Annotated in this window: 12 protein-coding genes and 1 tRNA gene; 7 read left to right on the forward strand and 6 right to left on the reverse strand. The window is 62.9% G+C overall.

Features of this window, described 5'->3' with window-relative positions; all coding sequences use genetic code 11:
• Positions 1-97: 97 nt before the first annotated feature.
• The 3 genes from GXH28_RS12250 to GXH28_RS12260 form a co-directional block, all read right to left on the reverse strand.
• Positions 98-1,579 (reverse strand): glycosyltransferase, encoded by a 1,482-nt coding sequence (locus GXH28_RS12250; RefSeq protein ID WP_169239319.1) that lies wholly within the window; start codon positions 1,577-1,579, stop codon positions 98-100.
• Between the two features lie 100 nt (positions 1,580-1,679).
• Complete coding sequence (locus GXH28_RS12255) at positions 1,680-2,171, reverse strand: bifunctional nuclease family protein (protein WP_169239320.1); 492 nt, start codon at positions 2,169-2,171, stop codon at positions 1,680-1,682.
• A 105-nt stretch (positions 2,172-2,276) separates the two neighbouring features.
• Positions 2,277-2,768 carry a bifunctional nuclease family protein gene (locus GXH28_RS12260; RefSeq protein ID WP_240550377.1) on the reverse strand — a complete coding sequence of 164 codons (492 nt, stop codon included), beginning with the start codon at positions 2,766-2,768 and terminating at the stop codon, positions 2,277-2,279.
• 83 nt (positions 2,769-2,851) lie between these two features.
• Between GXH28_RS12260 and GXH28_RS12265 the strand changes: the two genes are divergently transcribed.
• Positions 2,852-4,243 carry an MBL fold metallo-hydrolase RNA specificity domain-containing protein gene (locus tag GXH28_RS12265; protein WP_169239322.1) on the forward strand — a complete coding sequence of 464 codons (1,392 nt, stop codon included), beginning with the start codon at positions 2,852-2,854 and terminating at the stop codon, positions 4,241-4,243.
• A gap of 125 nt (positions 4,244-4,368) precedes the next feature.
• On the opposite strand, the gene GXH28_RS12270 is transcribed toward GXH28_RS12265, so the two are convergent.
• A tRNA-Pro gene (locus tag GXH28_RS12270) sits at positions 4,369-4,442 on the reverse strand.
• A gap of 243 nt (positions 4,443-4,685) precedes the next feature.
• On the opposite strand from GXH28_RS12270, the gene metG reads away from it, so the two are divergent.
• A complete protein-coding gene (gene metG / locus GXH28_RS12275; protein ID WP_169239323.1) occupies positions 4,686-6,467 on the forward strand; it encodes a methionine--tRNA ligase in 1,782 nt (593 codons plus the stop codon).
• A gap of 114 nt (positions 6,468-6,581) precedes the next feature.
• On the opposite strand, the gene GXH28_RS12280 is transcribed toward metG, so the two are convergent.
• Positions 6,582-8,039 carry an undecaprenyl-phosphate glucose phosphotransferase gene (locus tag GXH28_RS12280; protein WP_169239324.1) on the reverse strand — a complete coding sequence of 486 codons (1,458 nt, stop codon included), beginning with the start codon at positions 8,037-8,039 and terminating at the stop codon, positions 6,582-6,584.
• 210 nt (positions 8,040-8,249) lie between these two features.
• Positions 8,250-8,504 (reverse strand): hypothetical protein, encoded by a 255-nt coding sequence (locus GXH28_RS12285; RefSeq protein ID WP_169239325.1) that lies wholly within the window; start codon positions 8,502-8,504, stop codon positions 8,250-8,252.
• Between the two features lie 120 nt (positions 8,505-8,624).
• Between GXH28_RS12285 and GXH28_RS12290 the strand changes: the two genes are divergently transcribed.
• From GXH28_RS12290 to GXH28_RS12310, 5 genes are all read left to right on the forward strand, one after another.
• Positions 8,625-9,908 carry a Tm-1-like ATP-binding domain-containing protein gene (locus GXH28_RS12290; protein WP_169239326.1) on the forward strand — a complete coding sequence of 428 codons (1,284 nt, stop codon included), beginning with the start codon at positions 8,625-8,627 and terminating at the stop codon, positions 9,906-9,908.
• A gap of 6 nt (positions 9,909-9,914) precedes the next feature.
• Positions 9,915-10,739 carry a phosphoenolpyruvate hydrolase family protein gene (locus tag GXH28_RS12295; protein WP_169239327.1) on the forward strand — a complete coding sequence of 275 codons (825 nt, stop codon included), beginning with the start codon at positions 9,915-9,917 and terminating at the stop codon, positions 10,737-10,739.
• A 17-nt stretch (positions 10,740-10,756) separates the two neighbouring features.
• A complete protein-coding gene (locus GXH28_RS12300; protein WP_169239328.1) occupies positions 10,757-11,437 on the forward strand; it encodes a Crp/Fnr family transcriptional regulator in 681 nt (226 codons plus the stop codon).
• Positions 11,438-11,555: 118 nt separating this feature from the next.
• Positions 11,556-11,762 carry a YgaP family membrane protein gene (locus GXH28_RS12305; protein WP_169239329.1) on the forward strand — a complete coding sequence of 69 codons (207 nt, stop codon included), beginning with the start codon at positions 11,556-11,558 and terminating at the stop codon, positions 11,760-11,762.
• Between the two features lie 152 nt (positions 11,763-11,914).
• Positions 11,915-12,334, forward strand: coding sequence for a cupin domain-containing protein (locus GXH28_RS12310; protein ID WP_169239330.1), 420 nt, complete (start codon positions 11,915-11,917; stop codon positions 12,332-12,334).
• Positions 12,335-12,539: the final 205 nt, after the last annotated feature.

Here is a 12,539-nt window from a genome sequence, read left to right on the forward strand (position 1 = left end):
CTGTAGGTTCACCGGGGGATTTTGACATCGGTCGAAACCAATGGCCGTATCCCCAGCTCGGCGCATAGGGGGATCGTGCAGGGGTTCGTGAGATGCGCTAGCGTTCCGCGCTGCGCAGCACGTTCATCATCTGGTTGAGCCACACGCCGCCGAAGCCCAACAGGTAGATCAGCATCGGCGCGGCCGACAACCAGTAACCCAGCGTCAGGATGGAGATCACGACGCCGCCGACATATAGCGCCAACCCTAGCTCGATCCACATCGTCCAATCCGGCCGGATCAGGTAGGCTTTGGGCGCAGCGTGAGGCGTGCTCCAGTGGAGCTTCGGCGTCCGTGCGAAATCGCCGGTGTGCCTTTCGCAGAGCGCTTTGAGCATAGCGACGGTGTTAGAAAAGGAGACGCCGATGCCGAGCATGAGGGAGGCCGGCAGGTCGCGCAGGAATTGAAGCACGGGGCGCCCACGCGCGGCGTGCGCAGCGAACATCGAGGCGATCGGCGCGAGGCTCAGCAAGCTGACTGCGTTCACCCAGACGGGCAAGTCGGCGGACGCGCCGCGATGTATGCCGAGCAGGGCGTGTAACACCAGCAATGGCGTAGTCAGGCTCGTCAGGAAGATGAGCGGGTGAACGAAATATCCGGTCAGATGCATCCAGGCGGCGAGTTTGCAATGCCACGGCAGCGAAGAGGCGACGAGGGTGGGCAGCAGCTTGCGCGCGGTCTGTAACGTGCCGCGCGCCCAGCGCGCCTGTTGGCGTTTGTAGGCCGGCACGTCGTTGGGCAGTTCGCCAGGCGCCGACTCGTCGGCCAGATAGACGCCGCGCCAGCCGCGCAACGCTGCGCGATAGCTCAGGTCGAGGTCCTCCGTCAGCGTATCGTGTTGCCAGCCGCCGGCGTCCTCGATGCACGCGCGGCGCCAGATGCCGCCTGAGCCGTTGAAGTTCATGAGCAGGCCGTGGCGGCTGCGCACCGGCTGCTCGATGATGAAATGCACGTCCAGCGTCATGGCCTGCGCCCGGGTGAGCAGGCTTGCATCGCGGTTGAGGTAATCCCAGCGCGTCTGCACGAAGCCCACACGCGGGTCGTCGAAGATGCGTCGTTCGCAGATCAGCCGGCGGAGGAAGTCCGGCGCAGGCCGAAAATCGGCGTCGAAGATGGCGATTAGCTCGCCCTTGGCGCGAGCCAGGCCGGCGGCCAATGCGCCGGCTTTGTATCCGGCACGGTGGGTGCGGTGCAGCAGCTCGATGCGAACGCCGCGCCGACGCGCGCATGCCACAGACCGGCGCGCGATTTCCGTCGTGTCGTCGGTCGAGTCGTCCAGCACTTGGATGTGGAGTTTGTCGGGGGGGTAGTCCTGCGCCGCCGCCGCAGCGATGATCCGCTCGGCTACGTAGCGCTCGTTGAACAGGGGGATCTGCAGGGTGACGGTCGGCGCATCGTGGCGCGCCTGTCTTCGGGGCATCGGCGATGCAGGGTGGTGCGATCGCGGGCGCAGATACAGCACTAGCAGCACGCCCTGATGGAACGCATAGGCCGAAAGCAGGATCAGACACAAGGCGTGCAGCGCGATGACAACTTCCATGCAGGTGGCAATGGCAGCGAAGCGCAGCAAACAAAAAGCCACGCAGGTGTTCATTCAATGCGAATGAACACGCGTGGCTCACCCCGGCTGCGCTCGGGGGTCATTTCTTGTCCAGGTCGTCCAGGTCGAGTGTGCCGAGGAAGTCCTTGAAGGCCCCCAGGTCTTCTTCCGATTCCTGGCCGGCCTCTTCTTCCGGCTCCTGGCCATGTTGGGCCATGATGTCGTCGTCCACGTAGATCGAACAACCGACGCGCACAGCGATGGCGATCGCGTCGCTGGGGCGCGAATCTATGCTCAGGTCTTTGCCGTCGCGCGTCCTCAGGACGATCCGGGCGTAGAACGTCTCCTCACGCAGATCGTTGACCACCACATAGCGCACCGTGGCTCCCAGCTCGCGAATGGCGTTCACGATCAGGTCATGCGTCAGCGGACGAGCGACCCGCGTATTCGTGAGGTGAATGGTGATTGCCTCAGCTTCGGGCTGCCCGATCCAGATCGGCAGAAAGCGCTCAGATTCCACATCTTTCAGGATGACCACTCGGTGCGAACCCATCAGGTTGACCCGCACTGCATCCACCTTCACTTCCACCATGGGGTATATGCCTCCTCGTATCTATACTCCTGCCAAGCCGCAACCGCGCGTCGCGGCGATTTTGCCTCAACGGCCTTCATAAAGTGGGCCAAGCCGCGCGGACGGTCATTTATCCTTATCCAGGTCACTCAGATCGAGCGAGCTGATGAAATCGCTGAACGCGCCCAGGTCTTCTTTGTTGCTCGTCTCGGGTGCGCCCAGCGGCTCGACGCCGGCTTCGTCCAGGACGTGCTCCGCAACGAAGATGGGACAATCCAGGCGCACGGCGAGAGCGATCGCGTCGCTCGGTCGGGCGTCCAGCGCGATTTCTTGCTCATCGTCCCCCGCGTGCACGATGATGGACGCGTAGAAGTGTTGATGGCGCAGGTCATTGATGAGCACATGGCTGAGTCGCGCGTCGAGCTTGTTGAGGATGTTGGCTGCCAAATCGTGGGTGAGGGGGCGCGGGACGCTGACTCCGTTGAGGTGAAACACGATCGCGTCTCCTTCCGGCTTGCCGATGAAGATGGGCAGGCGGCGCTCACCATCCAGCTCTTTCAGGATCACCACCTGCTGATTCGTGCTCATCAGGCTAATGCGAATGCTTTCGATCCTCATCTCGATCATGCGCGAGCAGCCTCCTGCTTATCTGTGGCGCAAAATTATACTCACGCAAGTGCGCTAGACCACTTTCGGATGCCATGCAAATCACCTTCTGGGGCGCTGCCCAAACCGTGACCGGTTCGCAACATCTCATCGAGGCCGCAAGCGACAGGATCCTGCTGGAGTGTGGCCTCTTCCAGGGCAGGCGCGCCGAGTCGTACGCCGTCAATCAACAACTGCCATACGACGCGCGCGCCGTGGATGTGGTGCTCCTTTCCCACGCCCACATTGATCACGCCGGCAACATCCCTAATCTGGTCAAGAATGGCTTCCGCGGCAGCGTCGTCTGCACCCATGCGACACGCGACTTGTGCGCAGTGATGTTGCGCGATTCCGGCGCGATCCAGGAAGAAAACGTCGGCTATCTCAACCGGCATCGCAAATCCCCTCAGCCGTTGGCGCCGATCTACACCCTGGCCGACGCCGAGCGATCGCTGCGCCGGTTCGCCGGATACGATTACGCGCGCTGGATCCCGATCACTCGGCATGCCCGCGCCATGTTCGGCGACGCCGGCCACATGCTCGGCTCGGCGTGGGTGCTCCTGGAACTGACCGAAGGCGCGCGCACCGCGCGGCTCTGTTTTAGCGGCGACCTGGGCCGGCGCGGATTGCCCATCCTGCGCGATCCGGCGCCCCTGCCCGAGGCGGATTATCTCATCCTGGAGAGCACCTATGGCGACCGTCTGCACCCGCCGGTCAACGAGGCGACGCTGGATTTGCAACGCGCCATCAGCGATGTGGTCGCCCGAGGCGGCAAAGTGGTGATCCCCGCTTTCGCCGTGGGCCGCACGCAGGAGATCGTGTACCGTCTGAACGACCTGGTCAATCGCGGCGAGTTGCCCGACGTGCCGGTCTTCGTAGATAGCCCGCTGGCGGTGAACGTCACGGAAGCCTTTCAAACCCACCCGGAGTGCTATGACGATGAAACTCAGCGGATGTTGCACGCGGACGCCGACGGCAGCGTGTTCGGCTTCAACCGGCTGACCTACATTCGACGCGTTGAGGACTCCAAAGCGCTGAATGAACTGGACGGGCCGGCTGTCATCATCAGCGCATCCGGCATGGCCGAACACGGGCGCGTGTTGCATCACCTGCGCCACACCATCGCGGATCCCAAGAACATGATCCTGTTCGTCGGCTTTCAAGCGCAGGACACCCTGGGCCGACGCATCCTGGACGGCCAGCGCTACGTGAAGATCCTGGGCGATGAGTTCGCCGTGCGCGCCGAGGTGCGGCGCATCGAGGCGTTTAGCGGGCACGCCGATCGCCATGAGCTACTCGATTGGGTGCGCCCACAGGCGCGCCGGCTGCGCGGCGTCTTCCTGGTGCATGGCGAGAGCGGGCCGATGCGCGCGTTGGCGCAGGGATTGACCGAGCTGGGGATCGGCGATGTGCGCTTGCCGAAGCGGGGCGAATCGTTTGAGCTATGAACACATCGCGGGGCGAAGTTCTTCCAGGAATACGATCACCCTCCGTAAACCTGTCTGAAACGAAACGGCGCGGCGCCTGAGGCATAGGCCAAGGTGCGCCTGCGCTGTATCCGGACAAGTCCCAGTCGAGGTGCCGAGATTTGAACTCGGGACCCCTTGCACCCCATGCAAGTGCGCTACCAGGCTGCGCCACACCTCGATCGGTTTGATTTTAACACGTCATGCGCTATGATTGCATTCCGATGACGGTCGCAGGCATCCTGAACATCGCCGGCGCCCCGATGCGCATGCCCGACGTGTAACGCCACACGGGCGAGGTGATCACGTCCGACCGCCTGTCGCTTGAGGAACAAGCCGCCCGCGTATGCGCCGGGCGGCTCTTGTTTGGGACGCCGGGCTCACTGGACTTGCGACGGACAACCCTTCACCGAATTACCGAAGTATGGAGAACATTCTCGTTTGCGTCGCCTGGCCGTATGCCAACGGCGATTTACACGTGGGCCACATCGCAGGCGCGTATTTGCCTGCCGACATCTTTGCGCGCTATCACCGCTTGAAGGGCAACCGCGTGGTGATGGTCAGCGGCAGCGATGCGCACGGCACGCCCATCGTCGTGCGCGCCGAAAAAGAGGGCAAAACGCCTCGCGAGGTGTTCGAGTACTTTCACGGGCGCTTCCTGGAGACGCAACGGCTGCTCGGCATCTCGTATGACCTGTTCACGCACACCGACACGGAGAATCACCACGCCATCGGCCGTCAAATGTTTCGTCGGCTGATGGAGAACGGGTATCTGTTTAAGGCGAAGCAGAAGCAGCTCTACTCGGAGACGCAGGGGAAGTTTCTCCCCGACCGCCTGGTGGAGGGCACTTGCCCGATTTGCGGCTACGACAAAGCACGCGGCGACCAGTGCGACAACTGCGGCAGTCTGCTCGATGGCACCCAACTGATTAATCCGCGCAGCCGCGCGCAGCCGGACGATAAGCTGACGATCCGCGAAAGCGAGCACTATTTCTTCGACCTGCCGGCGCTGCGCGCGCCGATTTTGGCTTACCTGTCGGACAAGGATCGCTACTGGCGCGCTGCGGTGCTGGAGTTTTCCCGGCGCTATGCCGAAGAAATGGAGCCGCGCGCGTTTACGCGTGACCTGACGTGGGGCATTCCCATCCCCATCGAAGGCGCGGAGGGCAAGTGCATCTACGTGTGGTATGAGGCGCTGCTGGGCTACCTGTCAGCCACGGTCGAGTGGGCCGCAGTCTCGGGCCAACCTGACGCATGGAAGGAGTTCTGGTATCGGCCGGATAACGTGCGCATCTACAACTTCATTGGCAAGGACAACATCCTGTTTCACACGGTGCTGTGGCCGGCCATTTTGATGGGCATGAAGCAGCTTGGCGAGCCATGGGATAGCCCCAACGATGTTCTTGCGTCGCGCGCGGACGACCAGAAGTTCAACCTGCCCTACGACGTGCCGGCGAACCAGTACCTCAACCTGGGCGGGCAGAAGTTCAGCAAGAGCCTGGGCGTTTCGCTCGATGCGATCGAGCTCGCGCAGAAGTACGGCGCCGATCCACTGCGTTTCTACCTCACCTCGATCATGCCCGAAACCAAGGACAGCGACTGGAGCTGGAGCGATTTCGCCCAGCGCAACAACAGCGAATTGCTGGCCAAGTGGGGTAACCTGATCCAGCGTGTGCTCTCGCAAATCTGGCGCAACTTTGAGGGACGCATCCCGCAACCCGGCGACTTGGCCGAGGCCGATCGGGCGTTGATCGCAAAAGTGGAAGCGAGCTTCGATTCCGTGGGAGAGAAGCTGAACGCAGTCAGGCTGCGCGATGCGCTGAACGAGGTGCTCGACCTGGCGACGGCGACGAACCAATACCTCGACTTCGAAGCGCCTTGGAAGACCATCAAGGCCGATAAGGCGCGCGCCGGCACACAACTCTACGTTGCAGCGCGGGTGATTGACTCGCTGGCCGTGTTGTTCGCGCCCTTCACCCCGGGCTTGTCGGAGCGGGTGCGGGCGCAGTTGGGCTACACCGACCCGCTCTTCGGCGAACAACGCATCGAGACGCTGCGCGAGCGCACACACAGCCACGACGTGCTGCGCTATGACGCCGGCCGAGCGAAGGGCGAGTGGAAGGCGAGCCAACTGCCGCCGGGACAACCGCTGGGCGGCGAACCGAGGGGGCTGGTGAGCAAAATCGAGTTAGCGAGTGAGGGGTGAGGAATTAAGTTCGAGGATAAGGAGTGGAAAGTCGGAGATCTGCCACTCAACTGATTCCCCACTCCCTACTTTCAACTTCTGACCTCTGCTTCCTGACTCCTGACCCTTTACTCCTCAATACGCGTTCTCGTGCTCGCCGGTGATCGTCTGCCAGATCGTCATCAGGATGATCTTGATGTCGAGCCAGACCGACCAGTTCTCGACATACCACAGGTCGTACTTCGTGCGCTCCTCGATGGAGGTATCGCCGCGCAAGCCGTTGACCTGCGCCCAGCCAGTCATGCCGGCCTTCTCACGGTGGCGCTCCATGTAGCGCGGGATGCGCTTGCGGAATTCCTCCACGTAGATCGGCCGTTCGGGCCGTGGGCCGACCAGGCTCATGTCGCCCAGCAACACGTTGATGAGCTGCGGCAGCTCATCCAGGTTGGTCCGTCGCAGGAAGGCGCCCAGGCGCGTCTTGCGCGGGTCGTCGGGGCGTGTCCAGCCGGGGCCGCTCTGCTCGGCGTCCACGCGCATGCTGCGGAACTTAATCAAATGGAAGCGCTTGCCGTCCAGCCCCATCCGCTCTTGCGTGTAGAACGCCGGGCCGGGCGAATCGAGCTTAATGAGGACGGCGATCAGCAGCATGAACGGCGACAACAACACCAGGCCGACCGCGCTGCCGATTAAATCCACGGCCCGTTTGAGCGAAACCTTCCAGCCGCGCAACGCCACATCGCGCAGGTTCAGCAACGGCAGGCCGCTCAGCTCGCCGATGCTGAGTTGACCGGCCATGATTTGAAACTGATCGGGCAGCACTTTGATGCTGATCGTGCTGCGGTCGCATTTGGCGATCACGTTTAGCAAGTCCTCGCTGCTCGCTTCCGGCAGGGCGATGATCACCTCGTCCACTGCCTCACGGGCGACCAGGCGCGAGAGGTCATCCAGCGAGCCAAGCAGCCGCACGTCGTCCCAGCGCTTTTGGCTGTCGTATGGCACCATGCCGACCACGTCATAACCCAGCCGCGGATTTTGTTGGATGCGCTGCAGCACGGTGGCTGCCGGCTCGCCAGCACCCACCACCACCACGCGCGTTCGGCCGATGCCGCGCATTTGCAGCGCGCGTTGGATGCGCGCCTGTATGCTGCGCCCCAGAACAACGGCGACGATGGTCAGCAACCAGGCGTAGATCACCATAACGCGCGGGAAGTCGGCGATGGCCGATTCGCCCCTGAATGTGAGCGAAACGAGCGCGATGCTAATCAACGTGCCGACGGAAACCGCCGAGAAGATGGCGGCCAGGTCATCGGTGTTATAGCGCGTGCGGCGCCGATGGTACATCTTCCCGAAGAAGAAGGTGCTGATAATCGCGACGACCTGCAGCGCCAGCAGAGGAAGGAACTGAGCGAAGCCGGGCACGCTGCGCGCCGGCTCGGGCAGGGGGATCAGCAATCGAAGGCGATAGGCTATGAAGAAGCTGGCCGCGATGCCAAGCACGTCCACGGCCAGCAACGACAACGTGATGAGGGTCTGATAGTGTCGCTGGAGAAAGCTGGACCGCGACTTGGCCGCAAAAAGCGTGGTCGTGTGCATAACGCTTACACCCCATGTGCCCGAGTTGCCGGATCGCCTGGGCCAACAAAGCCGGTCGTCAGGGCGCACGCTGATTATAGGGCGTTGCACAAGGGTCGCCGGCAGTGGCTCATCTTTGCTGTGCGGCCGACGCCCAGCCAAAAAGACGCGTGGGCGCAGGCTTCGACCGGCTCTGCCTGCACCCATGTCACGTTGGGGAAGGCGAGGAGGTTAGAACTCGCCGCCAAAGTCTAAGCCGCCGGCGTCATCCCAGTCGCTCATCGCGCCGGCCTCGAGCAAGTCGCCATTGCCGAGCAACGGCGTTTGTGGCGTCGGCTCGCTCAGCATCCCCGGCATCGTCCAGCCGCCCGTTCCCCAGAACATGCTCTGCGCCAACATGCTGAACATCAGCGCCGGCACCAGGCTGCTCATCATGTCACTTGCCGGCTCCGGTTGCGCCGCATCGCCCAGTTGTGCGTGGGCCAACCATGCAGACAGAACGCTCCCGGTTGCGCATATGAAGCCCATGTATGCAACCTGATCATCCGCTGAGAGGCGCATTTGCGCTAAGCGCAGGTTGCGCCTATAACGCTAGCGAGGTGCACTATGACAACCGTCGTTTTGATCGGCACGTTCGACACAAAGGGCGCAGAATTTGACTTCGTCCGCAAACGGATTCGGCAACACGGCGCCGAGGTGATCCTGGTGGACGCGGGCGTCCTGGGCGCGCCCCAGATCAAGCCCACCATTCCGCGCGAGGAAGTGGCCCGCGCCGCAGGCGCGGAGATCCGCGCTTTGGCGACCTCCGGCGACCGTGGTGCAGCGGTGATGACCATGGCGCGGGGCGCGGCGGAGATCGCCAAGCGCCTCTATGCCGAGCAAAAGCTGGATGGCATCATGGGCATGGGCGGCAGCGGCAATTCATCCATCGCAGCGGCGGCCATGCGCGAGTTGCCCGTGGGTGTGCCCAAGCTCATCGTCAGCACGCTGGCCAGCGGCGACACGCGCCCTTACGTCGGCGCGAACGACGTGACCCTGATGTACTCGGTGGTGGACATCGCCGGCGTCAACCGCGTCAGTGAGCGCATCTTAAGCAATGCAGCGGCGGCCATCGCGGGCATGGCCGCCGCGTATGCCAAACGCAAGCGCGCCTCCAAATCTAAACCGCTGATCGGCGCGACGATGTTCGGCGTCACGACGCCGTGCGTGAACGCGGCGCGCGCTTGGCTGGAGGAGCGCGGCTATGAGGTGCTCGTCTTTCACGCGACCGGCACCGGCGGACAAAGCATGGAGGCGCTGGTGAAGGGCGGCTTTTTGGCCGGCGTGCTGGACATCACGACCACCGAGCTGGCCGATGAACTGGTGGGCGGCGTGTTGAGCGCCGGGCCGGAGCGGTTGGAGGCGGCAGGCAAGCTGGGTGTGCCACAGGTGGTGTCGCTCGGCGCACTGGACATGGTGAACTTCGGGCCGCTGGACACCGTGCCGGAGCAGTTCCGCGGGCGTAACCTTTATCAGCACAACGCCGCCGTGACGCTCATGCGCACCACAGCCGAGGAATGCGCCGAGCTGGGCCGCATCATCGCCCGCAAGTTGAACTTGGCCAGCGGACCGACCGCAGTCTTCATCCCGCTCAAGGGCGTCTCGATGATCGCCACGCAGGGCAAGCCGTTCTATGATCCCGAAGCGGATGCAGCGCTGATTCGCGAGCTGAAGGCCAACCTGCGCGCCGATATTCCGGTGCGGGAGATGGATACGGACATCAATGACCCGCAATTTGCGCAGGCAATGGCGCGCGAGCTGGATCGGATGATCGCCGGCGCAAAAGAGAAGAAGAGAAGAAGTACTGCGGCGCTGGGAGAGATGGATGCGTCCCGGCGACAAAGGGGTTGACAGCTTATGGACAGAGCAATTGCGCTAGAGAAGCTCAGGGCGACTGTGGCTTCTGGCGGCGTCATCATCGGCGCCGGCGCGGGCACCGGCTTGTCGGCCAAGTGCGCCGAAGCCGGCGGCGTGGACCTCATCATCATCTACAACAGCGGACGCTATCGCATGGCCGGGCGCGGATCGCTGGCCGGGCTGATGCCCTACGGCGACGCGAATGCCATTGTGATGGAAATGGCCAACGAGGTGTTGCCGGTGGTGAAGCATACGCCGGTGCTGGCCGGCGTGTGTGGCACCGACCCCTTCCGGTTGATGCCGGTCTTCCTCCGGCAGGTGAAGGAGGCCGGCTTTACCGGCGTGCAGAACTTCCCCACCGTCGGCCTGATTGACGGCGTCTTCCGTCAAGGGCTGGAGGAGACCGGCATGGGCTTCGGGCTGGAGGTGGACATGATCCGGCTGGCGCATGAGATGGATTTGCTCACCTGCCCATACGTGTTCGACGAAGATCAGGCCGTCGCGATGACGCAGGCCGGCGCGGATGTGCTGGTGCCACACATGGGGCTGACGACCAAAGGCGCCATCGGCGCGAAGACCGCCCTCACGCTGGATGAATGCGTCGAGCGCATCCAGCGCATGCACGACGCCGCGAAGCGCGTGCGCGCTGATGTGATGGTGCTGTGCCACGGCGGGCCGATCGCCGAGCCGGAGGACGCACAGTATGTGCTCTCGCGCACAACGGGCGTTGTCGGCTTCTTCGGCGCCAGCAGCATGGAGCGCCTGCCCACTGAGGTGGCGATCACCGAAAACGCCCGACGCTTCAAGCAGTTGCAGCGACGCTGACGGCTTCCGCGCATCTAATGTTACGGCCCGAAAACCTGAAGCGCGCGACGACGGCGCTGCCGTTTCTGGCGCATGCGCCGGCGGAACTCCTCCGCGATTTTCTGCGCGAGGCGAGCATCCACGCCGTTCCCGCCGGCGCGCAGATCTTCGCTGAAGGCGATGAATGCAACACTATTGCGGTCCTGCTCAGCGGTGTGGTGCGCGTGTTCAAGATCGGCGAGACCGGACGTGAGATCACGCTCTACCGCTTCGAGCAAGGGGAAAGCTGCATCCTCACCGCCAACTGCATCCTGGGCAATCGCCAGTTCCCCGCCATCGCTATGGTCGAGCGCGATGCGGAGGCCATCGTGATTCCGGCGACGGCGTTCCGCGATTGGGTCAATCGTTATCAGCCGTGGCGGGACTACGTGTTCGACCTGCTCTCGCGACGGCTGGCCAGCGTCATGGCTGTTGTGGACGAGGTGGCCTTCCGGCGCATGGATGCGCGCATCGCCGACTTCTTGGCTCGTCGGCTCAGCCCCTCGGCTTCCAGCTTGCGCATCACCCATCAGGAGATCGCAGCCGAGTTGGGCACCTCGCGCGAGGTCGTCAGCCGCATCCTGGAGGACTTCCGCGCCAGCCGCCTGATCGAGACCGGCCGGGGGACGATCATGCTGTTGGATCATGCCGGGCTCCTGCGCCGCGCCAGGGCGATGTGATGCCGCCGGTTGAGCGCGGGCGAATCGCCTCAGTTGTGTGACATTGTCACCGACAAATCGCCGCTGGCACGCTACCCTATAGTCAACACGATATGTCCACAATCCAGGAGGTTTCGAGATGAAGAAGAATATGGGTAATTTGGATCGCGGGATTCGCATCGTCGTTGCGGTCATCGTTGCTGCGCTCATCGTCACCGGCACAATCAGCGGTGTGCTGGCCGTCATTCTAGGCGTGTTGGCAGCGGTCTTCCTGCTCACCAGCCTCATCGGCTTCTGTCCGCTGTATGCGCCGTTTGGCATCAGCACCTGCCCGCGCGAGCGCTGATTCTTGCATCATCGCTGCTTCTAACTCGGCCGGAACGCCATGGCACTCCGGCCGAGCCCCTTGTACGGGCTTGGCTCATCGAAGGCTTACGCATTGCGCGCTGCGCTGCTACATGCTAATCTGTCCGACATCTCACTATCGAGGAGTATGCCATGCAGAAGATCGGCGCAGGTTATGTCGTTTACGGCGAAGACGTCGAGTCGCTCCAGTTCGACTGGGGCACGCTGAAGATGCACAACGAGCCGGCAGTGACCGGCTCCCAGCGGTTTAGCTCCGGTGTGGTCATCGTCAAGCCCGGCATGGGCCATGCACGGCACAACCACCCCGGCAGCGACGAGATCATCTACGTCATCAGCGGCGAGATCGAACAGATGATTGACGACCAGCCGCCGGTGCGCTTGCACGCCGGCGCGAGCATCTTCATTCCCGCCGACGTGTATCACGCGACGCTGAACGTGGGCTGGAAGCCGGCCGAACTGTTCATCATCTACGCGCCGCCTGGACCAGAGCGCTTCTTCCGCACGCTGCCCGGTTGCACGGTGACGCCGCCGGAGAATGCGTCGAAGCCGTGAGGACGCATCGGAACTTTTAAGCTTTTCGACCTTGACGAGGCACTCACCTTGTGTTACAAGGGTGCTTGCCTATAACTTAGAACCTATCTCTAAACTTACGGAACGAGCCATAATAGGGATATGGATAATACCAGTGGGACGCGATACGCCGACGTTGCAAGTTGGGAGCTGTCTGATAGTCTGTGGGCGCGCATTGAACCGTTGT

Origin of the sequence: Candidatus Roseilinea sp. NK_OTU-006, assembly GCF_012931985.1 — a bacterium.
Taxonomy (GTDB): domain Bacteria; phylum Chloroflexota; class Anaerolineae; order J036; family Brachytrichaceae; genus JAAFGM01.